We start from the raw sequence: 24,383 nt of genomic DNA on the forward strand, positions 1-24,383 counted from the left end.
TCAGGCAGCAGTCAGGCGGTCGTAACTGATACATCAGTATCAGACTACATCCAGCACACAGCCATACTAAGAAATACATGGAGCTTACTGCTGACCAGGGAGCGGACGATAAACCCGCACGTTGTCATAACCTTCATGCAATAAGTGATGAGTATGTAGCCGGCTCATCACACCCTTTTCGCAATACAGTAAGTATTGACGATTGGAATCTAATTCTTTGAAGCGATTATTCACTGCATAAAATGGCAGCTCAATCACTTCGATACCACTCACCGTTAAAGGCTTATCTTCTACCTCATCGGGATGGCGAATATCGACTACTACCTGTCCGGCTAAAGCCTGAGCCACTTCTTCTACCTGAACATCTTCACCTAGCTGCTCTAGCACTTGATCGATAGTAATTCGAGTCGCGCGTTCTACCGCACGCTCAAGAATCGCCATATCAAAAAACGACTCTTGTTTTTCTACCCGCGGCAACTTAGCGCGGGTGGTTGGGTTAACCGAAATCACCCCGCAGTATTCCGGCATATTTTTCGCAAAATCTTCGGTACCAATCTCACGGGCGGTATTGATAATATCTTGTTTATGGCTAGCAATCAGTGGACGTAGCACTAACTTATCAGTGGCGCGATCAATCACAGCCAAGTTTTTTAAGGTTTGGCTTGAGACCTGTGAGACCGCCTCGCCGGTGACCAATACTTCTAAGTCTAACGAGTCGGCCACCTGACTGGCCGCACGCAGCATCATACGCTTTAGAATGACGCCCATCTGGCTGTCATCGACTTTATCTAGAATCTCTGCCACAACCTCTTCAAAGGGCACACTGACAAACAACACACGGTGTGAGCGGCCAAATTTTTGCCATAAATAATGACTGACTTCCATCACCCCTAACTCATGGGCACGGCCACCTAAGTTAAAGAAGCAAAAATGACTCAGCATACCTCGACGCATCATCCGATAAGCTGCCACGGTTGAGTCAAATCCGCCAGACATCAGGACTAAGTTTTGCTCTAGGGCACCTAATGGATAGCCGCCAATTCCTTGCTGACGTGGGTGCTCCACCAGTAAGCGGTCAAAGCGCACTTCAATGCGCACCTCAACTTCAGGTTTACCTAAGATAATACCAGCGGCCTGACATTGTTGACGTAATTGGCTACCCACATATTTTTCAACATCCATCGAGGTAAACTCATGTTTACCCACACGCTTACAACGCACAGCAAAGTATTTGCCTGGCAGAATATTGGCGTAATAGTCGTAGCAGTGCGCCACAATGCTGTCTAAATCACCTAGCGGATAGTCTTCAACACGATAAAAATGCTGAATACCTGGCATATTGCGCAGGCGCTCAAACATTTCTTGGACCGCATCAAAATCTTCAACTGCAGTGGTCACCTCCACGTTATCCCATTCGCCCTTTAAGCTAATATCTGGCGCCAGATCTTTTAAGATCGTACGGATATTTTTACTCAGCTGGCGAATAAATTGACGACGCACGGGGCGACTTTTAATGGTGATTTCCGCAAAGGGCTTAACAATCAGTTTCATGGAGGTCGATGTGTTCTGAAGCGCTAGAGACTAGCTAAAAATAGGGTGCGAAGTATAACAGCTGTTCTGCTGCTTTACCTAAAGCTCAAATCAGAGAGGCCTAAGCCTCTCTGCTCATCGGAAGTGAAAACCTTAGCAGCTGTAATACAGCTCATACTCCAGTGGGTGAACAAAGGTGCGAACCCGTAACTCTTCAGCTTTTTTCACTTCAATAAAGGCGTCAATAAATTCATTACTAAATACGCCACCACGTAATAAGAAGTCACGATCCGCATCCAGTGCTTCCAACGCTTCTTTTAAGCTACCGCATACTTGAGGAATCTGTTTTGACTCTTCTGGCGGTAAGTCATACAGGTTTTTATCTGCTGCATCGCCTGGGTGAATACGGTTTTGAATACCATCTAAACCGGCCATCAATAGCGCTGCAAAGGCTAAGTACGGGTTGGCTGCAGGGTCCGGGAAGCGAGCTTCAATACGCCGTGCCTTAGGACTAGTAACGTACGGAATACGAATGGATGCTGAACGGTTACGGGCTGAGTAAGCCAGCATCACCGGGGCTTCAAACCCTGGCACTAAGCGCTTATAGGAGTTAGTGGATGGGTTAGTTAAAGCATTTAACGCCTTACCATGCTTAATGATGCCGCCCACAAAATACAGCGCGTTATCTGATAAACCGGCATAGCCTTCACCAGAGAAGGTGTTTTTACCCTCTAAAGCAATCGACATATGCACGTGCATCCCAGAGCCATTATCGCCGTATAAGGGTTTAGGCATAAAGGTGGCGGTACGACCATAGGCATCGGCAACGTTTTTCACTACATATTTAAGCGCCTGCACTTCGTCGGCCTTAGCAACTAGGGTGTTAAATTTCACCCCAATTTCGTTCTGCCCCGCAGTGGCTACCTCGTGGTGATGGACTTCTACCAGCTGGCCCATTTCTTCTAGGGCATTACACATGGCCGCACGAATTTCGTGGTCATGATCATTCGGTGGCGTTGGCATATAGCCGCCTTTTAGTCCCACCCGGTGACCACGGTTACCGCCTTCAATGTCGGCATCACTGTTCCAACAAGCCTGCTTGGAATAAATTTTAAACATAGAGCCTGAAGTGTCTGACTTAAACTTCACTTCATCAAAAATAAAAAACTCAGGCTCTGGCCCAACAAACACTTGATCGCCAATTCCAGTCGACTTTAAGTATTCTTCGGCGCGGCGGGCAATCGCGCGAGGGTCACGGTCATAGCCTTGCATAGTGGACGGCTCAATCACGTCACAGACTAAAATCAGAGTCGGCTCTTGGGTAAAGGGATCCATGACCGCAGAACTATCATCGGGTAACAAAATCATGTCTGAAGCTTCAATGCCTTTCCAACCGGCTAAGGAAGAGCCATCAAACATTTTTCCCTCTTCAAAGAAATCCTCGTCGGCATCACGAGCGGGCATCGTTACGTGATGCTGTTGGCCACGAATGTCGGTAAACCGTAAATCGATCCACTTTGCATTGTGTTCCTTTATGAGTTCGAGGGACTTTGACATCATTTTCTCCAGGAGGGGTGCAAGACAGTTACAAGATTAAACCCACATTATGGCGGATAGTTTAACCCTGCGACTAAAACAAGGGGGCTATTTTCGCGCGTATCGGCGTTGGTTGCTAGTACCTAAGTGAGCAAACCACAGATTAAATGCAGTTATTGCGTTACAAAAACAATAATTCTTCAACCTAAGAATCATGATCTAGACAGACATCACTATACTGAATAGCACTTAACCAGATTCATTCAAGTAAAGAAAAGGAGCTACCTATGCGTTTACTTATGGCGGGCATCCTACTGTTATCGGGACTGACACAGGCTGCTGAGATTTATCGCTATACCGATAAGCAAGGTCACACAGTGTTTACTGACCAGCCCAATCCCACTCGTAAAGCACAAAGTGTAGAGCTGAGCACGCCAAATCAAATGCAGTCCTCCATACAATCGTTGGACAACTCTGTTTCCCCAACCCAACTCCTACCGACCCAGCCCACCTATCAGTTAGGCTTTGTTAACTTGCCAGAAGGCAATGCCTTTCGCGCCAATGATGGCAATATCGTCCTACAATCCAGTCTATCGCCAGATCTACTTGATGACCATCAGCTACAGCTATTAGTTAATGGCCAGCCTTTAACTGCTCTAACTCAATCATCTATATTTTACATAAATAACCTAGATCGCGGTGCCCACTCGCTAACCTTACAGGTGGTGCAGGGTGAGCAAGTAATTGCCTCAAGTCCAGTTATCACTATTTATGTGCTACGCGCCCATCAGTAACGGGAGAGATATTAATTATGTTTAGTTTGTTGCGTACTGTACTACTCAGCAGCCTTGTCCTTGCAGCCCTAGCGAACACTCATTTAAGTTACGCCGAAATCTATCACTATCCCGATGTACAGGGACACACGGTATTTACCAATACGCCAGCAAAAGCATCAACAGCCAACCTACACTGACTGACAGCCACCTTTATCAACTGTACTTAGATAGACAAAGCGTAGAGCAGCCACAAACCAGCGCGGCGTTTTATCTCAGCGAAGTTGACCGCGGCAGCCACAACTTAAAAGTTGCTGTGATTAATACTCAAGATAAGACTTTGCACACCTCAGCCACCAGTCGTTTTCACTTGCGACAAACCACTTTGCAAGACCGAAAGCGTATGCAACCCTGCACGCTTGAGGATTATGGAATACGCTTAGAGTGCCCACTGAGCGAAAAACCCAAACCCGAAGCCAAGCCGTTTTATAAGAAAACTCCCGGCACTGGGAAATTATTTTAAGCAAAAAAATGGCCTTGTCGGTTACTACCCACAAGGCCAAGTAACGTACGCCAGCTCGACTTAGTGTTCAGGCGCCGTAGTTACTTCACGCATGGGGGTACCCCGCACTGCTGCTCCTTGTGCTTTGTAGTAGCTTGCGGTACTGGGCGCCAATGGCGTTCTTCCACGAATTTTGTCGGCAATTTTCTCTGCCATCATGATGGTCGTGGCATTGAGGTTACCAGTAATAATTAACGGCATCAGGGAAGCATCCACTACCCGTAGATTCTCTACGCCATGGACACGACCTTCACCATCAACTACAGCCATTTCATCAGTTCCCATTTTACAGGTACCGCACGGATGATAAGCCGTTTCAGCCCGCTCACGGACAAAGGCATCTAACTCTGCATCGGTTTGCACCTGTTTACCTGGACTGATCTCTCGGCCGCGGTATTCATCCAGCGCCGGCTGAGCAATAATTTCCCGGGTAATTCGAATAGCGTCACGAAACTCTTGCCAGTCTTGCTCGCTCGACATGTAATTAAACAGTAGGCTCGGATGAGCATGGGGATCGGTTGAGGTAATCTTAATCCGCCCACGACTTGGTGAGCGCATTGAGCCAACGTGGGCCTGAAAGCCATGCTCGTTTACGGCATTACTGCCATTGTAGTTAATCGCAACGGGCAAGAAATGGTACTGAATATTCGGCCAAGCAAACTCTGCGCTAGAGCGAATAAAACCACCGGCTTCAAACTGATTACTGGCGCCAATTCCGGTGCCATTAAATAACCACTCAGCCCCAATTTGCGGCTGGTTATACCATTTCAGCGCTGGGTATAAAGACACAGGTTTTTTACACTCATACTGCAGATACATTTCTAGGTGATCTTGCAAGTTTTGCCCAACGCCAGGTAACGCATGCACCAGCGGGATATTAAACTGCTTTAACAGTTCTGGATCGGCTACTCCCGAGCGCTGTAAAATTTGCGGCGAGGCAATCGCGCCCGAACAAATTAGCACTTCTTTACGCGCTGTTACTTGCTCTGGCACGGTATTTTTACCTTTTAGGTACTGCACGCCAATGGCTTTTTTGCCAGAAAACAGAACTTTATCAGTCACTGCGTGGGTAATAATCGTCAGATTAGCGCGCTGTTTGGCAGTATCTAAATAACCACGCGCGGTACTGGCTCGACGCCCTTTAGGCGTCACCGTACGATCCATTGGCCCAAAGCCTTCTTGCTGATAACCATTAAGGTCATCGGTGCGCGGATAGCCAGCCTGTACCCCCGCTTCAATCATGGCGTGAAACAGCTCATTGTTGCCTGCTTTAGGGGTAGTCACACTGACTGGACCTGAATCACCGTGATAATCATTAGCACCAATATCACGGGTTTCAGCCTTACGGAAATACGGCAAACAGTCGGCGTAACTCCAGTCTTCTAAGCCTGGCAATTCCGCCCAGCCATCGAAATCCATGGCATTACCGCGGATATAACACATCCCATTAATTAGCGACGATCCTCCCAGCCCCTTACCACGCCCACACTCCATACGGCGATTATTCATATAAGGCTCAGGATCGGTTTGATAAGCCCAGTTATAAAGCCGACCCTGTAAGGGATAAGCTAAGGCTGCGGGCATTTGTGTACGAAAATCAAAACGATAGTCGGGACCGCCAGCCTCTAATAACAACACACTGACCTCAGGATCTTCGGTTAAGCGCGTAGCTAATACGTTACCGGCTGAGCCAGCTCCGACAATAATATAGTCAAATTCAGACACTAGGTTCTCCTTCATTCTTTAATTTGGTCGCGACGTTACTGCTCATCGTGGCTACGTTAAAAAACTGAACTAAATCCCCCTAGCTCAACTTCAATTGATTTGGTTTGGGTATAGTTTTGCAAGGTGGCCACCCCATTCTCACGGCCAACCCCTGAGTGCTTATAGCCCCCCACCGGCATTTCTGCAGGTGATTCACCCCAAGTATTAATCCAGCAAATACCGGCTTGCATCTGATGAATAATGCGGTGTGCGGTGTTTAAGTCTGGAGTGACTACCCCAGCAGCCAATCCGTAAATTGAACTGTTGGCACGCTCGACTACTTCCGCTTCAGTGGCATAACTTAAAATGCTCATCACTGGGCCAAAAATTTCTTCTTGAACGATCTGCATGTGATCTTGGCAGTCAGTAAATACCGTGGGCATCACATAGGCGCCAGCGGCACAAGCGCCCTCGGTATAACGGCCACCACCGGCTAACACCCGCGCACCCTCGACCTTGCCCTGCTCGATATAGCGCAGCACATTGTCCATATGCGGGAAGCTGACCATCGGACCAAAATTGGTTTGCGGATCTAACGGATCACCTACTTTAATCCGTGCTACTCGAGTTAAGATCTCTTGCTCAAAGCGCTCTTTTAACGCCTCTGGAACAAAGACCCGCGTGCCATTGGTACAAACCTGACCGGAGCTATAAAAGTTAGCCATCATGGCAATATCTGCTGCCCGTGCTAAATCAGCATCCGGACAAATAATTAAGGCTGATTTACCGCCTAACTCCATGGTCACTTCTTTTAAGCTTGAAGCTGAGGCGTTGGCCATGACTTTTTTACCGGTAGGCACACCGCCAGTAAACGAAATTTTAGCAATACGTGGGTGCTCAGATAGCCATTGACCCACTTCACCTTTACCCGATACCACGTTAAATACACCATTCGGTAAACCCGCTTCGGTGTAAATTTCTGCCAGTTTGAGCACACTTAAGGGAGTCATTTCGCTGGCTTTGAAAATCATCGCATTGCCTGCGGCTAGCGCTGGCGCAGATTTCCACAGGGCAATTTGAATTGGATAGTTCCAGGCGCCAATACCAGCCACTACACCCAAGGGTTCACGACGTGTATACACAAAGGCCGTGTCACGCAGGGGAATTTGCTGCCCCTCTAAACCAGGAATAAGTCCTGCGTAATATTCCAGCACATCCGCACCCGTTACGATATCAACGCTTTCGGTTTCGCTATAGGCCTTACCTGTATCTAAAGTTTCTAAATGCGCTAATTCCGCATTACGCTCACGCAATAAATCAACGGCTTTACGCAACACACGCGAGCGCTCCATGGCGGTATAACTGGCCCAAATTTTCTGACCACGTTCTGCCGCTACCACTGCACGCTCAATATCTTGTTGCGTGGCAATTTGCACCTCAGCTAATACTTCACCGGTGGCGGGGTTAATGCTCGAAAAACACGCATCACCACTGGCATCCACATAGCACCCATCAATATATAACTTACAAGGTTCTTTATATAGCATGTGTTACTCCACATTCTAAACTGCTATTAAGGAAGCCCATTTAATTCAGTTGATTGCACTGATCACAGCGCTAACTAGCACGCCTAATCAAAAACCAAAAAACAGATATAAGCACTTGATTTACAAGAATTAAATTTACGAAAATCAATATAAAGGTGACTTTACAGTCATTGCTAAACAGCTTCTTTATGCTTGGCTTCACTCATTATTCATTTATAAAAATACCCTTTTAGCCTAACATTACCTTTAATAAAAATTCAAAAAAAATTGATTATTTTTTTCTCAGCTGATAGGGTTTATCGCTTTTTTAAATATTAAAAAACACTATAAGAAATTAATATCTCTTATTATTTAATGGGATTATTTATCCACAGCGGTGATTAATAGCACGCGTTAATTGGCCCTGTAAAAAGCAACTTTATTCTATCCTTAAGAGGTTTATTATGAGCGTACGTGGCGAGAGTTTAACGCCTCCACGCGATCAGCTAAATCATGTGGTGTTCTTCATTTCCGCAGGCCTGATTTTGCTGTTCTCCATTCTCACTATCTTGTTCAATGAACAAGCCAACGCCGTCATTGGCAGTGCCCTCAACTGGGTCTCCAGTACCTTTGGCTGGTACTACCTGCTGGCTGCCACGCTCTACATCGTGTTCGTGATTTTGATCGCCTGCTCCCGCTATGGCGATATCAAGCTTGGCCCTAAACACTCAAAGCCGGAGTTTAGTTTGCTTAGCTGGTCGGCCATGTTATTTGCCGCTGGGATTGGGATTGACTTGATGTTTTTCTCGGTCGCTGAGCCGGTCACTCAATACATGCTGCCACCAGAGGGCGCAGGTCAAACCACGGAAGCCGCACGCCAAGCAGTGGTCTGGACCTTGTTTCACTATGGTCTCACCGGTTGGTCTATGTACGCCTTAATCGGGGTGGCCTTGGGCTACTTTAGCTATCGCTATAACCTGCCACTGACTATTCGCTCTGCGCTTTACCCCATCTTTGGTAATCGTATTAATGGTCCCATCGGTCATACCGTAGATATTGCGGCAGTACTGGGCACTATTTTTGGGATTGCCACGACACTGGGAATTGGTGTCGTGCAGTTAAATTATGGTTTAACTGTGCTGTTTGGCGTGCCAGAAGGATTAGCGGTGCAAATTGGACTGATTTTACTTTCAGTAATTATTGCTACCATTTCCGTCACCTCTGGTGTCAATAAAGGCATTAAAGTACTCTCAGAGCTTAACGTCTATCTGGCAATGGGGCTGATTCTATTTATTTTATTGGCCGGCAATACCGAGTTTCTACTTAACGCTTTAGTGCTGAACATTGGCGACTACATTAATCGTTTCACCGGCATGACCCTTAACAGCTTCGCCTTTGACCGCCCCGACGAGTGGATGAATAGTTGGACGCTCTTTTTCTGGGCATGGTGGGTTGCATGGTCACCTTTTGTCGGTTTATTTTTAGCCCGTATCTCACGTGGTCGAACCATTCGCCAGTTTGTGGTTGGCACGCTGATTATTCCGTTTATCTTCACCCTGATCTGGTTGTCGATTTTTGGCAATAGCGTGCTCAATGAAATCATTGGTAATGGCAACCTCGCCTTAGCCGAAGAAGTCATTAACTATCCGGCGCGGGGTTTCTACCGATTACTTGAGCAATACCCAGGCTTTATGTTTACCGCTTCAATCGCCACCATTACGGGGCTATTGTTTTACGTTACTTCAGCAGACTCAGGCTCGTTAGTGCTAGGTAACTTCACCTATAAACTGCAAGACATTAATAGCGATGCACCTAACTGGATTCGAATCTTCTGGTCGGTCGCCATTGGCCTACTAACCTTAGCGATGTTAATGGCTAATGGTGTTAGCGCCTTACAAAGCACTACCGTGATTATGGGGCTGCCCTTTAGCTTTGTTATTTTCTTTGTCATGGCGGGGCTCTTTAAATCTCTGCGGCTAGAGGATTTTCGTCACTCCAGTAATACCCTTAGTGCGGCACCGGTGGCTGGTAATGCTGATGCACTGAACTGGAAACAACGAATCCGCCGTGTGACTCACTACCCTGGGGTCAAGTACACCTTAAATATGTTGGAAACCGTGTGTAAACCGGCCATGCGTGAAGTGGCTACCGAGCTTGAACAGCGGGGTGCTAAGGTCCATATCGAAACGCTCCCTTTAGAAGATGAGCCTACGCTATACCATCTTGCCTTAAGCATTGACTTACAAGATGAGCAGCACTTTATTTATCAAATCTGGCCCGAGCGCTATAGTTCGCCGTCCTTTAGTTACCGGGCCAAGCGCGGCAAAGATCATTACTACCGCCTAGAAACTCACTTACTTGAGGGGAGCCAAGGCAATGATTTGATGGGCTATAAGAAAGAACAGGTGATTAACGATATCCTAGACCGCTACGAGCGCCACCTGACCTTCTTGCATTTAAATCGTGAAGCGCCGGGTAATACCCTTAGCTTTCCAACCCCGGAATAACTCCGGCCCCCAAAAAAGGGATAAGCGCGACTTATCCCTTTTTTTGCGGCTGAACAATGCACTCATGTTTTAGAGTTTGTCGCCTTCCACCAAGTAGATCACTAAACGGGCAATGTTACGTGCGTGATCACCAATCCGTTCTAGCGAGCGCAGCGCCCAAATCACGTTTAACACCCGCGAAATTGAGCGTGGATCTTCCATCATGTAAGTAATCAGCTCACGCAGCGCGGTTTTGTATTCACGGTCTACGGTTTTATCATAAGCCACTACTTCCCGAGCTTGGGCACTATCAAAACGAGCAAAAGCATCTAAGGCTTCTTGCACCATTTTGCGCACCTGATCACCAATATGCCGCACTTCCACGTAGCCCTTGGGTGACTCGCCCTCTTCGGTCAGTTGAATCGCGCGCTTAGCAATTTTGCTGGCCTCATCACCAATCCGCTCTAGATCAATCACCGCTTTTGAAATACTGATAATTAAGCGCAAATCTGATGCCGCTGGCTGGCGGCGCGCCAAAATACGCACACACTCTTCATCGATGGTGGTTTCCATGCGGTTGGTATGTTTATCCGCCTCACGCACCAATTGAGCTAATGCCGTATCCGCTTCAATCAGCGCCGTGACCGCTTCGTTAACTTGCTTTTCCACCAGCCCGCCCATGCCTAAAAAGCGGCTGCGCAGCTCATCCATTTCCGCGGTAAATTGCTGGGAAATATGCTGACCTAAGGTTTCTTTTTGCATCATATGCTCCAAATTTATTCTTGGTTAAAACAATTGATCAGCCGCTACTAGCCATAGCGTCCAGTAATATAGTCTTCGGTTTGTTTTTGCGCCGGATTGGTAAACAGTGTGTCGGTATCGCCATACTCAATCAATTTACCCATATACATAAAGGCGGTGTAATCCGACACCCGCGCCGCCTGCTGCATATTGTGGGTCACCATGACGATGGTAAAGCTATCTTTGAGCTCATAAATCAGCTCTTCTACTTTTAAGGTGGAAATCGGGTCAAGGGCTGAGCACGGCTCATCTAACAACAAGATTTCGGGGCGTACTGCTACGGTGCGGGCAATAATTAAACGCTGCTGCTGACCACCGGATAAGCCTAAGGCTGAATCATGTAAACGATCTTTTACCTCATCCCAGAGAGCAGCGCTTTTCAGTGCCCACTCGACGGTTTCATCCAGCACCCGCTTTTTATTAATCCCTTGAATCCGCAAGCCATACACCACGTTCTCATAGATACTTTTAGGAAACGGATTGGGCTTTTGGAACACCATTCCCACCCGACGACGCAGCTCAGCAACGTCTTCCCCCTTAGCGTAAATATTTTTTCCATCTAATAAGATCTCACCTTCTACTCGGCAGCCATCAACAAGATCATTCATCCGATTAAAGGTACGCAATAAGGTTGATTTACCGCAGCCACTGGGGCCAATAAACGCGGTGACGCGATTTTTGGGAATGTTCATCTGTACATTGTGCAGCGCTTGTTTTTCGCCGTAGTACAAATTTAAGCCTGGGACCTCAAGCGCCACTGCTTCATCGGCTAAATTTAAGGCTTGACGGGCACGACCAAGGGCTTCTAGATCTATGCCTAAGGCGTGGTTTGTTTCAGTGTGCATACTTGACTCCAATTTCTTAAACATGGCTGGCTAATAGGATGGCTCAAGCCTTCACTTAGTTATCCAACGCCTTATATTTTTCGCGTAAGTGGTTACGAATCCACACCGCACTAAAGTTTAAACTGATAATGACCAGCACCAGCAGTAAGGCCGTGGCATACACCAGCGGACGCGCTGCCTCAACGTTCGGGCTTTGGAAACCTACGTCATAAATATGAAAGCCGAGGTGCATAATCTTCTGATCTAGATGCAAGTACGGGTAGTTGCCATTCAACGGCAGCGCTGGTGCTAACTTCACCACACCCACCAGCATCAAGGGCGCGACCTCACCGGCAGCGCGGGCTACAGCTAAAATTAAGCCGGTCATCATCGCTGGGCTTGCCATTGGCAACACTACCTTCCATAAGGTTTCTGCCTTAGTGGCTCCCAGTGCTAACGAGCCTTCACGCAGTGAGCGGGGAATCCGCGTCAACCCCTCTTCGGTCGCGACAATCACTACTGGCAAAGTTAAGATGGCGAGGGTTAATGAGGCCCAGAGCAAGCCTGGCGTGCCGAAAGTCGGCGCTGGCGCCGCCTCTGGGAAAAATAACCGATCCAGTGAACCACCTAACACATAGACAAAAAAGCCTAAACCAAATACGCCATACACAATCGATGGCACACCCGCTAAGTTATTCACCGCAATTCGAATGACGCGAGTTAACGCTCCTTGCTTGGCGTACTCGCGCAGATAAACCGCGGCAATCACGCCAAGCGGCGTTACCATAATCGCCATAATTAAGGTCATCAGCACCGTACCAAAAATCGCTGGGAAGATTCCGCCCTCGGTATTGGCCTCACGCGGCTCATCGCTCACAAATTCCCATAACTTGGCAAAGTAAAAGCCAAGTTTATCCAGCAAGCTCATGGCATTGGGCTGATAAGCACGCACCACCTTGGCTAGATTAATTTCCATTTCACGGCCATCAGCAGTCACTGCGACGAGGCTGTACTGACTTAAGGCTTGATTGACCTCGGCCAATTGCTGCTCTAACTCAGCATAACGGGCATTGAGCTCAGCGCGCTCGGTCTCAATATCCGCTTGCGCCGTTGCGTTTAAGCGATCATTTAACTCTAATTTACGCGTCTTTAAGCGCAGGCGTTCTAACCCATGGTTGATTCGTCCAATTTCGCCTTTTTGAATCGCCATTAGCGTTTGATATAACTCACTACTGCGCTCAATCTGCTGCTGTAACTGGCTCCAAGCCGCATCACCGGTGGCAATTTCCTGACCATTTTCTTTTAACTGGGTGAGGTAACCATAAAAGTTACCCCATTCACGGCGCTCAACCACCATCAGGTTTTTAGGTTGCTCTTGTTGCTCCAACCATTCACCTACTACCCAGCTAAAGTCCGCCCCGTACAGATCACGGTTACCCACTTTTAACAACTCGCGGGTCATAAACTCGCCACCTTCAACGTCAACCGGCAACCCAGAGCTGACTAAACGTGCACGCGGTACTTCTTCAATCTGTACCGGCTCACCAGCCACAATCTTTGCTGGCTGCCCTGGAATCACGTACTGCGCCTGAATCACGTTTGAAGGCCAAAAGTGAGCTAAACCTTTGCTGGCAATCACGCTTAATAGACCCAAGGTCATAATCACAGCAATAGCTACAGCGCCAGCATTTAACCAAATCCAAGGGGCACCGCTTTTAAACCAACTACTAAAATTTTGCTTTTTCACGTTCTTAACCCTTAGAGAGACGCATACTTGCTGCGTAAACGGCTACGAATCAATTCCGCTACGGTGTTCATCACAAAGGTGAACATCAGCAACACCATGGCTGCGAGGAACAACACTCGATAATGGCTACTGCTTACCTCAGACTCTGGCATTTCAACAGCAACGTTGGCAGCTAAGGTGCGTAAGCCTTCAAAAATATTCACTTCCATAATCGGCGTGTTACCGGTGGCCATTAACACAATCATGGTTTCGCCCACCGCACGCCCCATCCCAATCATCAGTGCAGAGAAAATGCCGGGGCTGGCGGTTAAAATCACCACTCGAGTTAAGGTCTGCCAAGGCGTTGCCCCTAGGGCTAGCGAACCAAAGGTGAGGCTGCGCGGCACGCTAAATACCGCATCTTCGGCAATTGAGTAAATATTGGGAATCACTGCAAACCCCATGGCCAAGCCCACCACTAATGCGTTGCGCTGATCAAAAGGAATCCCTAAATCATTACTCAACCACAGGCGCATATCGCCGCCAAAGAACCAGTTTTCTAAATGGCCACTGATACCAAGGGAAAATAAACCCACTGCAATCACTACCGGAATCAGCAGCGCAGCTTCCCAACCGTCAGGAATCGCCAAACGTACTTTTTCTGGTAAACGGCTCCAGGCCCAAGCAGCCAATAAAATACCGAACGGCATTAATAACAGTAAGCTGAAAATTCCCGGCAGATGGCTTTCTAAAAAAGGCGCTAAGAATAAGCCAGCAAAGAAGCCCAAAATAACAGTCGGCAGTGCTTCCATTAACTCAATCACTGGCTTGATCCGACTACGCAGCGCCGGGGCCATAAAGTAGCCGGTGTAAATGGCAGCACAAATGGCTAAAGGGGCGGCCAGCAGCATGGCATAAAAAGCCGCTTTTAAGGTACCAAAGGCCAGTGGTGCCAGACTAAGCTTAGGCTCAAAGTCGCTATTAGCTGAAGTGGACTGCCACACATAATCAGGCTCTGCGTAACTTTCGTACCACACCTTGCCCCAGAGCGCGCTCCAAGAGATTTCTGGGTGCGGGTTATCTAAGCGCCAGTTCTGTAATTGCCCTTGCTGCTCGACCAGTACTAAGTTAGCCCGCGGCGCTAAGCTAGCTAAGGCTGCACCTTCGGCCACCGACTGTTTTAGCAAGGTGCGGTGCGCCGTGCTGTGATAGACGCCCAAGGTACCGGCTGCATCCAACGCTAAGAAACCTTTGCGCCGCTCTTCAGGCAGAATTTGGGTAATCGCACTGTCGCCTTGCTGAAAGTCGCGAATCCGCTGCAAGCTCGACAACCCATCTTCACCGCGCACCATAAACCACTGGCTAATGCCACCCTTTGAGTCACCGACCAATAAGGAGATTCCGCCAAGCAAAAAGCTACTGGCAGTAATCTGGGTATCGGCTTGATTGGCCATTTTGTAGCGGCCATTTAATGTATTACGGCGCAAATCAAACACATCTAACGTCGAGTTACCGCTAAACACATACAACCACTGGTGGCGTGGATCAATTAGCAGCTGCTTAATGGCCGCATCCATGGTCGGAATTGTCAGCGCCTCATCGGCTAAGGTCACCTCACCGGTCATGATGTTTTCATCGCGGGTGATTTTTAAAGCATGTACCGCGGCGCCCACTGAACCCACCAGCACTAAACCGTTACTACTGGCACTCATTCCGACTGTATCTAAGGTAGTATCAGCTAAGGTTAGCGCTTGCTCACCATAGGGATAATCAATGCTTGGCTGAATGGTTTTAACGTTATTTGGATACGACACCTTATAGTTATGCTCGACCACCAACACCTGGCCATTGCTTAAACCCAAAGCCAACGTTCGGCTGCCTGGCTGATCTTGAGCAATAGCTGTTACTTCTGCATCTGCAGGCAATGCTAAGTTAATGCTCTCTAGGAGTTGTCCGGTTTGCGCGTTAAAAAACTGTGCCTGTCCTTGCTGGTTCAAGCGCAACCCTACTTGGTTCTGCTCTTCTATCGCTAAATATAAGCCTTGGCTATCTTGGCTCCAGGCGATCGCCTGCGGTTGCTCTTGCTGCAACTCAGCGCCCTGAAACATAGGCAAAATCACGCTTCCCAAATAGAAAAAAATCAGGGTAATCGCCGCTAAAATGGCCAAGCCACCAACCGTAACATACCAGCGAGTCAGGTGGTCTTTCAGTTTTCGCATGCGCCGATGACGCTTCAGCGCCGGCGTGTCGAAATCAATATGATGAGTGGAGGTTTCTGTGTTCATAGCCGTTCAACCAGATGAAGGAAGCTTTATCCTGCACGAGTTATATGACAATAAAATGACACTGCCATAACAGTGCAAATAAACTGTCATAATCCCACTAAAGCGGATCAAATCATTCAAGCAAAAAAATAGCCCCGCATCTTAGCGGGGCTACTGTGAGCAGCAAACGGTTAGTTCAGCTCAAGCTCTTTTAAGGTTTTTTCAACCACTTTGGCCGGCAGCGGGATGTAGCCATCTTTAACCACTACTTCCTGGCCTTCTTTGGATAACACGAGTTTTACAAACTCAGCATCGATTGGGCTTAATGGCTTGTTCGGAGCTTTGTTAACGTATACGTAGAAGTAACGCGCCAGTGGGAACTTACCCGCTAATGCGTTTTCCTCGTTAGCTTCGAAGGCTTCACCACCTTTTTTAGCTAATGGTACAGCACGTACTGATGAGGTGCGGTAACCAATGCCTGAGTAACCGATGGCATTCAGGGTGCTAGAAATTGACTGTACCACCGAGGCTGAACCTGGCTGCTCGTTCACGTTAGATTTAAAGTCGCCTTTACATAAAGCCGATTCTTTAAAGTAACCATAAGTACCCGATACCGAGTTACGACCAAACAGTTGCACTGGTTTATTCGCCCACTCGCCGGTTAAGCCTAAATCGCCCCAGGTTTTTACATCTTTCTCGGCACCACACAAACGGGTACTGGAGAAAATTGCATCCACCTGTTCAATATCTAAAGATTTAATCGGGTTATCTTTGTGCACAAATACCGCTAAGGCATCAATCGCAACTGGAATTGCCGTAGGCTTATAGCCGTATTTTTCCTCAAAGGCTTGAATTTCGTTATCCTTCATCGGACGACTCATAGGGCCTAAGTTAGCTGTACCTTCGGTTAGCGCTGGAGGTGCTGTTGAAGAACCCGCCGCTTGAATTTGAATGTTTACGTTCGGGTAGTTGCGCTTATATTCTTCGGCCCACAGCGTCATTAAGTTAGCCAGTGAGTCTGAACCCACGCTAGAAAGGTTGCCGGATACCCCAGAGGTTTTACTGTAGGCAGGTAGCGCTGGATCAACCGCTGCTGAAGCAGCCATTGTGCCTACACCCGCAGCGACAAAAGTCAGGGCTGCCATCAGACGTTTCAGTTTCATACATTGCTCCTTGAAGCCATAATCGTTGTAAGTTGCAGATCAGTGTTGTTTCACTACAACGCTACTGTATGGCTTCAAGATGACAACTAGATGACAGCCAAATAAATTACTCGATTTCCTGCTGAATACTGCCAAAGGTGCGAGCCCAAGGCTGATCGTTACTGCTTGCCTTAACATCATCCGCACGTTTTTTCGCCGCTTCAGCGCTGTTAAAAGCACCGTAAGTAACAACAAACAACTTATTATTTTGCTGGTTTTTAATAAAATAATGGTAATCCATGCCATGCAAATTAATATAGTTTTTCGCCGCAGTTTCAGAACGGGTAGCTAAGATTTGTAGCGTGTAATGATTAGGGTTTTGCTTCATGTACCAAGCCGCATCTGGTGTGATGCTGGACTCAGGTACATTTACCTCTAGCGGAACTTCTAACATTTGTGGCGCACTAGGAGAGGTGTTACTGCTGTAATTCCACAGACTAATGGTAACCCCAAGCAAAATCAGTAAAGCAGCAAGTGCTAAGCCAATTTTTTTCAACTCAAGGATTTTTTTACCTCGCTCTGGTGGCTGACTATCGGCTTTCACATACAACAGCTCTTCTGCTTCTTCATGTAAACGCCCTGGCCATCCTTCAGCTGCTCGATAAATAGCCGCCTGTTCTTGATCACTGAACAAATCAACACTTTTACCAGCCATCGTTAGGCGAAAATTGAGGTAATCCATACTTTCGATGAAATCCCACGCCTCTAATGCGAGCTGTTGATAGAGTGACTGATTGTCACTGACTAACTTTAAGTTAGCCAGAATGCTGTCTTGAGCAAAAACAATCACTTGAGCACTAGCGCCCTGACTACCTTGTGCTAAACGTAACAAAAACAACAAAGCAGAATCGTCTAGATTTTCCGCATTGTCGACCACTAAATATAAGGTTTTATCTTGCTGTTTGAGCAGCACTAAACGATCAAGAATCTGCAACAAATCATCGGCTACTTCGAGCTTCTGTGCAACTTGGTACTGCAATCCGCCGGCATCAGACACACCATTAATACTTAGGTGCAGGCAAATATCAGTTGTCGCGCAGGTCGCTAAAAACGCCGTGGCTAAGGTACTGCGACCACTACCTTGAGGGCCAGTTACCAATAAAAAGTGCTGACCTTGTTCGGCCAAAAAGTGCAACTCCGCTAATACTGACTTACGTTTTGGATTATAAAACTGCTGTCCTGGCAAACCTTCGACAAAAGGGTCTTGGCTAAAACCGAAGTACTCGATTAACTGTGGGTCCATAACTTAGCTTCCACTCGACCGCTGCACCGCAGTCGCCAATGCTTGATAATCAGTAGTTAACGTTTGCTGCAAACACTCTGCTGAATACTCGGCGGTGACTATTGCTTGTCCCAGCTCAGCAAGTAATACCAAGCGAATCTGTCCATCTTGCACTTTTTTATCTAACGCCATGTGCTGTAAAAATGTCGCAGCCGACATATTCTGTGGCGGCACAACCGGCAACTGGGCCGCAATAAATAAAGCGATGCCACGATCACGCTGCGCGGCTGAAATATTACCCAGCAAATAGGACATCTGTAACGCCATTACAGTGCCCGCAGCAACTGCCTCACCATGCAACCACACACCATACCCCTGTTCGGTTTCAATAGCATGACCAAAGGTGTGGCCCAAGTTTAAGGTGGCACGCACCCCGTTTTCTCGCTCATCAGCGGCAACAATACTGGCCTTAATCGCACATGAACGCTCAATCGCATAACGACAGGCTTCAGCATCTAACGCTAACAGAGCCTGCATATTATTTTCTAGCCAAGCAAAAAAGTCTGCATCATAAATCAGCCCGTACTTAATCACCTCTGCTAGACCTGCAGAAAACTCTTTAGCCGGCAAGGTGCTGAGACTATGGGTATCAATGATTACCGCTTGTGGCTGATAAAATGCACCAATCATATTTTTGCCCAGCGGATGGTTAATGGCAGTTTTACCACCTACGGAAGAGTCAACTTGGGATAATAACGTAGTAGGCACCTGAATAAAGTTCACTCCGCGCTGGTAGCAAGCAGCAGCAAACCCAACCATATCCCCAATAACACCACCACCTAGGGCAATCAAAGTCACCTTGCGATCACAATGGGCCTGCAATAACTGATCAAAAATAAGCTGCAGGGTCTCCCAAGTTTTGAAAGATTCACCGTCCGGTAAAACAATCTCTAACACTTGATAAGCCGCTAATTGCTGCTTAATCGTGGCTAAATACAAAGGAGCCACTGTGGCATTGGTCACGATAACCACTTGCTTGCCTTTTATATGCTCAGCCCAAGGACTTATTTGATAGCTTTCTTGACCAATATATATCGGATAGCTGCGCTCAGCTAAATCAACCATTAGGGTTTTAATACTCGCGAGAGTCATGATGTTTAGTCCTTATAGCTAATCAAGAATAAAAATTAATCCTGCAAAATCGCGCACTGCTTTAAATAACTGATGATTTCTTGCACTACATATTTAGGTGGTCGCTCATCAGTTTCAATCACTAAATCTGCCACCTCTTGATACAACGGGTGACGTATCTTAAGTAATTCCGTCAGTACTTGTGCAGGATTGTCTGTTTGCAATAACGGACGATTGCGGTCACGACTGGTTCTAGCTATTTGATGCTCTACGGACGTACTTAAATAGATAACGAAGCCATGCTGGATGAACTTTTCTCGATTTTCAGTGCGCAAGATAGCACCACCACCTGTTGCAAGTACAATTCCATCTTCTTCACACAAGGATGCTAAAACTTGCTGTTCACGGTCCCTAAAGCCTGACTCACCCTCGAGCTCAAAAATTAGTGGAATACTCGCTCCCGTTCGTAGTTCTATTTCACGATCCGAGTCATAAAAAGGAAGGCTTAATGCTTTAGCAAGCAAACGCCCGATGGTGCTTTTTCCAGCACCCATTGGGCCAACAAGAATAAAATTTTGCACAGATATTAACGATTCAAGGAAATACTTTGATTATTCATGATTCTTGGCGTAATGAAAACTAATAATTCAGTTTTATCATCTCGCCTCATCTTACGGCGGAACAATCCTTTAAGGCCTGGTGTAATCCCCCCTCAAAACCACGGAGGCTATTTGTAGAAAATTCCATTAATATAAACTCAAGGAGTTTTCTATGCGCAAATCAAAATTCACTGAGAGCCAGATTATGGCAATTCTCAAACAAAATGAGGCTGGAGTTCCAGTCCCTGAGCTATGCCGTGAGCATGGTATTAGCTCGGCTTCGTTCTACAAGTGGCGCTCAAAATATGGTGGCATGGACACTTCGCTCATGAAGCGCATGAAAGAGCTTGAAGAAGAGAACCGTCGACTCAAAAAAATGTATGCGGAAGAGCGCCTTAAAGCTGAGATTCGATTGGAAGCTCTTGAGGGAAAGCTCTAAAGCCATCCCTGCGCAAGGAGATGGCGAAAGAGGCGATAATCAAACATGCCATCAGCATTCGCCTTGCTTGCAGCTGTCTAGGTATTAGCGAGAGCTGTTTTTACTATCAAAGCAAGCTCAATGCTGAGAACGAGCAGATTGCTGATTGGCTGCTTCGATTAACCGACAATAAAAGCGCTGGGGATTTGGCCTATGCTTCTTGTACCTGCGTAATGTCAAAGGTTTTAAATGGAACCATAAGCGCGTTTACCGCATTTACTGTGAGCTGGAGCTGAACTTGCGTATCAAACCCAGAAAACGCATCAAGCGAGATAAGCCTGACGCGCTGAGCGTTCCAACGACTATTAACGATGTCTGGTCAATGGATTTTATGTCAGACAGTTTAGCCAGTGGCCGCAGCATCAGAACCTTTAATGTCATCGATGATTTTAATCGCGAATGCTTGGCTATAGATGTTGATTTATCTTTGCCTAGCGCACGAGTTATTCGATCGTTAGAGCAAATCATTGAGTGGCGCGGTAAGCCAAACGCAATACGCTGTGACAATGGTCCTGAGTACATCTCTGAAACAATAAAGGACTGGGCTAAAGAGCAGCAAATTACCATGCAGTATATCCAACCAGGCAAACCGACACAGAATGCTTATGTTGAGCGTTTTAACCGAACAGTGCGTCATGAATGGTTAGATTTAAACATCTTTGACAGCATTGAACAGGCTCAAGAACTTGCTACACAATGGCTTTGGACTTATAACAACGAACGCCCTCACACTGCTATCGGAGGAGTACCGCCAAGGCAGCTATTACAGGCAGCTTAAATTCTACAAATGAGCACTGTGGAAAATGGGGGGATTACAGTCTGACCATGTGAAAAAACCGATAAGGTCATCATCACACCGCCAAGTTTCACTAATGCAACCACTGTATTTTTATTTGCTTTAGCTAGTTGAGGCACGATTAGATGATAAACACGCTCAAGCGCATAGGCTTCTACATCAATGGCCTTCGGCTCAAGACCAGCAATTATTAAACAATCTTGCAGTTGCTCTACGCTCTCTTTTCTACACACTGCAACTAAAACCTGAATACGCTCTAAAGCTTCTTTGCTCTGCCCTAAAACATGAAAATCAATCGCTGCATTTTCTAAAGGAAAAGGAATGTGCTGATCTGCTTTAAAATAGATAATGCTTTCCATCTGCTCTTCACTTAGCCCCTGCTCTAACTCAACAACCATGGTGAAAACTGATGAGCCAGCTACTGCTGCGATGGATTTTTTAGTGGTAATGCCTGCCTTTATAATTGTCCTCTGAATGGCTTCAGCTACTCCTTCAGCATGCCTGTCTCTTTGTTCATTAACCGCCCCATCCGGTAAAGGCGCTATTGCCTACGCCTCAAGACAATAGTTGCTCTCAACACAGCTCAACTCAACGATCTTGATAGAGGTAGAATCAATATCTATTCCAAGCAATTTGCTGGGTCTTTTTTTAAAAAGCGTTAGCACAATCAAACCCCTATTGCTGTAGGTGAAAAATATCCATTTCTCACAACGTTAACTGTAAGCTGTTCCTAAGTCGCAAATAGCACACCTTATATAAACACACTATAATGCTGCCTAAGTTATTATAGGCCCCCATAATTTTTAAGCTTAAACTCACTCCCCACAAAGTAGCTAACACCTTGATTAATCTAATAAAATTTATTTTTTGGTCCACTACTAGCGTGCTTGGCAGCCTAGTCGCTCTATTCACCGGGGCTTATTTATATTTAAGCCCTCACCTGCCATCTGCAGAAGCTTTACGTAGCATGGAATTGCAAATGCCCCTCCGTATTTACAGCCAGGATGACAAACTTATTGCTGAGTATGGTGAAATGCGTAGGACTCCCATTAACTTCAATCTTATTCCAGAAAAGTTTATTCAGGCTCTACTGGCTGCCGAAGACGATAACTTTAAAACTCACTCTGGCGTTGATTTTATTAGCTTAATGCGTGCAGTTTCAGAGTTGATTAAAACCGGGCGTATTCAAAGTGGTGGTAGCACCATTACCATGCAGGTGGCGAAAAACTTTTTCTTGACCAGTGAAAAAAGTTTCACTCGCAAAGCCAATGAAATTTTATTAGCTTTGCAAATTGAACGTGAGCTCAGTAAAGATGAAATTTTAGAGCTATATGTCAATAAAATTTATTTAGGTAACCGTGCTTACGGTATTGAAGCAGCAGCCCAGATCTATTATGGCAAATCCATTGGCGAGCTTAGCATTGCCCAATTAGCCATGATTGCTGGCTTACCTAAAGCGCCCTCTCGCTACAATCCTATTGCTAATGAAGCGCGCAGTATGATTAGACGCGACTGGATCTTAGGCCGCATGTACAAACTCAATTACATCACCGAAGCCGAATATTCTACCGCGCTTGCCGAGCCACAAACGGCCAAGCTCCATATTGCCCAGCCTGAATTTCAGGCGCCGTATGTTGCTGAAATGGCCCGTGCAGAAATGGTCGAGCGCTATGGCGGCGAAGCCTACACTGCTGGTTTTACGGTTAAAACCAGCATTGACTCACAGCTACAACAATACGCTAACTCAAGTTTACAAACAGGCCTACTAAACTACGAATATCGCCATGGATTTCGCGGCCCTGTAAAATCCTTTGCTAAGTATCCAGAAGAGCAATGGCAAAAGTTGCTGCACAATGAGCCTGATTTACATCCCCTAAAAATAGCTGTAGTGACTAAAGTAGACCAACAGTCTGCTCAAGTACTGCTACGCAATAAGGCAGCTGCAACTCTTAATTGGCAAGATATGCGCTGGGCGAGAAAATTTATTAATGTTAACAGTCAAGCCGCTAACCCACGGACAGCACGGGATATTATGCAACCCGGAGATCTTGTTTATGTACAACAAAAGACAGATGGGCAATACCGCCTTGCACAAGCGCCCGAAGTACAAGGTGCTTTAGTCTCTCTAGACCCTCGGTCTGGCGCAATCGTAGCTATTACCGGAGGGTTTTCTTTTGAACAAAGTAAATACAACCGTGCTGTCCAAGCTAAACGTCAAGTCGGTTCAAGCTTCAAACCTTTTATTTATAGTGCGGCCTTAGATAAAGGTTACACAGCCGCTAGTATTTTTGCCGACACTCCCACTACCTTTCCTGCATCGCGCTATGGAAAAGCCTGGACACCAAACAACTCAGACCGCTCTTTTCTCGGTAATATAAGCCTGCGTACAGCGCTCTATCGCTCAAGAAATATTGCCGCTGCCAAAGTGCTTGAGGCCATTGGCATAGACTATGCCGTAGATTATATAAGTCAGTTCGGCTTTCCTGCCGACGAGTTACCGCGTCACCTCCCCCTAGCTTTAGGTAGTGCTGATTTTACTCCTCTCGAAGTAACTACAGGCTGGGCCACTTTTGCTAATGGTGGCTACAAAATTACTCCCTATATCGTGGATGAAATCTACGATCGGAACGGTGTTTTAGTCAGCAAGACTCAAGCGGCCGTCACCCCCGACTCTCCACGCTATCAAACTGATAATGCCCAGCCAGCACCGCAAATTATTGATAGTCGCACAGCTTTTATTATGACCGATATTTTGCAAGATGTGATTCGACGCGGCACCGCTTCGCGAGCAAAATCTTTAGGCCGCTCAGATCTTGCTGGTAAAACCGGCACGACTAACTCCGCTAAAGATACATGGTTTGTTGGCTATAATCGGCAATATGTCACCACTGTTTGGACCGGATATGACCAACCTAAAAGCTTAGGTCGGCGCGAGTTTGGCAGTACCTTTGCGCTACCCATTTGGATTAACTACATGGCCCAAGCTTTACGTGATCAGCCTGCTCAACCTATTCTGCGCCCTGAGGGACTACAACAAGTGCGAATAAACGCCCAAGGATTACGCTCAGATAGCGGCAGTAACGAATACTTTAAACAAGAAGACACCTTGCCACCCTTTGCCACTGAGTACTATTACGAAACCCCAATGGACTTTTTCTAATTAGGTACGCACTACTCGCAATAAAAATGCCCGCAATCAGCGGGCATTTTTATACTTCAAATT

Annotated in this window: 16 protein-coding genes and 2 pseudogenes; 4 read left to right on the forward strand and 14 right to left on the reverse strand. The window is 46.8% G+C overall.

The window, feature by feature from the left end:
* Positions 1–84: 84 nt before the first annotated feature.
* Both thiI and glnA read right to left on the reverse strand, forming a co-directional pair.
* Positions 85–1,551, reverse strand: a complete 1,467-nt coding sequence (gene thiI, locus AKN87_RS06875; protein ID WP_053102908.1) for a tRNA uracil 4-sulfurtransferase ThiI — start codon at positions 1,549–1,551, stop codon at positions 85–87.
* A 132-nt stretch (positions 1,552–1,683) separates the two neighbouring features.
* Positions 1,684–3,090 carry a type I glutamate--ammonia ligase gene (glnA, locus tag AKN87_RS06880; RefSeq protein ID WP_199532921.1) on the reverse strand — a complete coding sequence of 469 codons (1,407 nt, stop codon included), beginning with the start codon at positions 3,088–3,090 and terminating at the stop codon, positions 1,684–1,686.
* 263 nt (positions 3,091–3,353) lie between these two features.
* Here glnA and AKN87_RS06885 point away from each other — a divergent pair, with 263 nt between their 5' ends.
* Entirely contained in the window at positions 3,354–3,860 is a 507-nt protein-coding gene (locus tag AKN87_RS06885; RefSeq protein ID WP_053102910.1) for a DUF4124 domain-containing protein, read from the forward strand.
* Positions 3,861–4,422: 562 nt separating this feature from the next.
* Here the strand turns inward: AKN87_RS06885 and betA are convergent.
* Positions 4,423–6,141 (reverse strand): choline dehydrogenase, encoded by a 1,719-nt coding sequence (gene betA / locus AKN87_RS06890; protein WP_053102911.1) that lies wholly within the window; start codon positions 6,139–6,141, stop codon positions 4,423–4,425.
* Between the two features lie 41 nt (positions 6,142–6,182).
* The gene (gene betB, locus AKN87_RS06895; RefSeq protein WP_053102912.1) at positions 6,183–7,652 is read right to left on the reverse strand and encodes a betaine-aldehyde dehydrogenase; all 1,470 of its coding nucleotides are present in this window, start codon (positions 7,650–7,652) and stop codon (positions 6,183–6,185) included.
* A 443-nt stretch (positions 7,653–8,095) separates the two neighbouring features.
* Here betB and AKN87_RS06900 point away from each other — a divergent pair, with 443 nt between their 5' ends.
* Positions 8,096–10,138, forward strand: a complete 2,043-nt coding sequence (locus AKN87_RS06900; protein WP_053102913.1) for a choline transporter — start codon at positions 8,096–8,098, stop codon at positions 10,136–10,138.
* 69 nt (positions 10,139–10,207) lie between these two features.
* Here the strand turns inward: AKN87_RS06900 and phoU are convergent, their stop codons facing one another.
* The 9 genes and pseudogenes from phoU to AKN87_RS12235 form a co-directional block, all read right to left on the reverse strand.
* Entirely contained in the window at positions 10,208–10,882 is a 675-nt protein-coding gene (gene phoU / locus AKN87_RS06905; protein ID WP_053100528.1) for a phosphate signaling complex protein PhoU, read from the reverse strand.
* Positions 10,883–10,926: 44 nt separating this feature from the next.
* Complete coding sequence (gene pstB, locus AKN87_RS06910; protein ID WP_053100529.1) at positions 10,927–11,763, reverse strand: phosphate ABC transporter ATP-binding protein PstB; 837 nt, start codon at positions 11,761–11,763, stop codon at positions 10,927–10,929.
* Positions 11,764–11,818: 55 nt separating this feature from the next.
* Positions 11,819–13,489, reverse strand: a complete 1,671-nt coding sequence (pstA, locus tag AKN87_RS06915) for a phosphate ABC transporter permease PstA (protein ID WP_053102914.1) — start codon at positions 13,487–13,489, stop codon at positions 11,819–11,821.
* An 11-nt stretch (positions 13,490–13,500) separates the two neighbouring features.
* Positions 13,501–15,753 carry an ABC transporter permease subunit gene (locus tag AKN87_RS06920; protein ID WP_053102915.1) on the reverse strand — a complete coding sequence of 751 codons (2,253 nt, stop codon included), beginning with the start codon at positions 15,751–15,753 and terminating at the stop codon, positions 13,501–13,503.
* Positions 15,754–15,923: 170 nt separating this feature from the next.
* Complete coding sequence (locus AKN87_RS06925) at positions 15,924–16,895, reverse strand: phosphate ABC transporter substrate-binding protein PstS family protein (protein WP_053100532.1); 972 nt, start codon at positions 16,893–16,895, stop codon at positions 15,924–15,926.
* 106 nt (positions 16,896–17,001) lie between these two features.
* Positions 17,002–18,177: an SPOR domain-containing protein gene (locus AKN87_RS06930; RefSeq protein ID WP_053100533.1), complete on the reverse strand. Its 1,176-nt coding sequence runs from the start codon at positions 18,175–18,177 to the stop codon at positions 17,002–17,004.
* A 3-nt stretch (positions 18,178–18,180) separates the two neighbouring features.
* The gene (gene aroB, locus AKN87_RS06935) at positions 18,181–19,293 is read right to left on the reverse strand and encodes a 3-dehydroquinate synthase (RefSeq protein WP_053103644.1); all 1,113 of its coding nucleotides are present in this window, start codon (positions 19,291–19,293) and stop codon (positions 18,181–18,183) included.
* A 50-nt stretch (positions 19,294–19,343) separates the two neighbouring features.
* On the reverse strand, positions 19,344–19,868 hold the full coding sequence (gene aroK, locus AKN87_RS06940; protein ID WP_080995523.1) for a shikimate kinase AroK: 525 nt from the start codon (positions 19,866–19,868) through the stop codon (positions 19,344–19,346).
* A gap of 5 nt (positions 19,869–19,873) precedes the next feature.
* A pseudogene (locus tag AKN87_RS12235) lies at positions 19,874–19,996 on the reverse strand (hypothetical protein); the annotation flags it as partial.
* 62 nt (positions 19,997–20,058) lie between these two features.
* Here AKN87_RS12235 and AKN87_RS06950 point away from each other — a divergent pair.
* Positions 20,059–21,142, forward strand: a pseudogene (locus AKN87_RS06950) (IS3 family transposase).
* On the opposite strand, the gene pilM reads toward AKN87_RS06950, so the two are convergent.
* Entirely contained in the window at positions 21,139–21,705 is a 567-nt protein-coding gene (gene pilM, locus AKN87_RS06955; RefSeq protein WP_080995524.1) for a type IV pilus biogenesis protein PilM, read from the reverse strand. The pseudogene AKN87_RS06950 and the gene pilM sit on opposite strands and share 4 nt — an antisense overlap.
* A 296-nt stretch (positions 21,706–22,001) precedes the next feature.
* On the opposite strand from pilM, the gene AKN87_RS06960 reads away from it, so the two are divergent.
* The gene (locus AKN87_RS06960; RefSeq protein ID WP_080995525.1) at positions 22,002–24,320 is read left to right on the forward strand and encodes a penicillin-binding protein 1A; all 2,319 of its coding nucleotides are present in this window, start codon (positions 22,002–22,004) and stop codon (positions 24,318–24,320) included.
* Positions 24,321–24,383 lie beyond the last annotated feature (63 nt).

Source organism: Thiopseudomonas alkaliphila (genome assembly GCF_001267175.1).
GTDB classification, from domain to species: Bacteria; Pseudomonadota; Gammaproteobacteria; order Pseudomonadales; family Pseudomonadaceae; genus Oblitimonas; species Oblitimonas alkaliphila.

Excerpts from the sequence above, each read along its gene's own strand:
- thiI (WP_053102908.1), bottom strand. The coding sequence starts at position 1,551 with ATGAAACTGATTGTTAAGCCCTTTGCGGAAATCACCATTAAAAGTCGC.
- glnA (WP_199532921.1), bottom strand. The coding sequence starts at position 3,090 with ATGATGTCAAAGTCCCTCGAACTCATAAAGGAACACAATGCAAAGTGG.
- AKN87_RS06885 (WP_053102910.1), top strand. The coding sequence starts at position 3,354 with ATGCGTTTACTTATGGCGGGCATCCTACTGTTATCGGGACTGACACAG.
- betA (WP_053102911.1), bottom strand. The coding sequence starts at position 6,141 with ATGAAGGAGAACCTAGTGTCTGAATTTGACTATATTATTGTCGGAGCT.
- betB (WP_053102912.1), bottom strand. The coding sequence starts at position 7,652 with ATGCTATATAAAGAACCTTGTAAGTTATATATTGATGGGTGCTATGTG.
- AKN87_RS06900 (WP_053102913.1), top strand. The coding sequence starts at position 8,096 with ATGAGCGTACGTGGCGAGAGTTTAACGCCTCCACGCGATCAGCTAAAT.
- phoU (WP_053100528.1), bottom strand. The coding sequence starts at position 10,882 with ATGATGCAAAAAGAAACCTTAGGTCAGCATATTTCCCAGCAATTTACC.
- pstB (WP_053100529.1), bottom strand. The coding sequence starts at position 11,763 with ATGCACACTGAAACAAACCACGCCTTAGGCATAGATCTAGAAGCCCTT.
- AKN87_RS06920 (WP_053102915.1), bottom strand. The coding sequence starts at position 15,753 with ATGAACACAGAAACCTCCACTCATCATATTGATTTCGACACGCCGGCG.
- AKN87_RS06925 (WP_053100532.1), bottom strand. The coding sequence starts at position 16,895 with ATGAAACTGAAACGTCTGATGGCAGCCCTGACTTTTGTCGCTGCGGGT.
- AKN87_RS06930 (WP_053100533.1), bottom strand. The coding sequence starts at position 18,177 with ATGGACCCACAGTTAATCGAGTACTTCGGTTTTAGCCAAGACCCTTTT.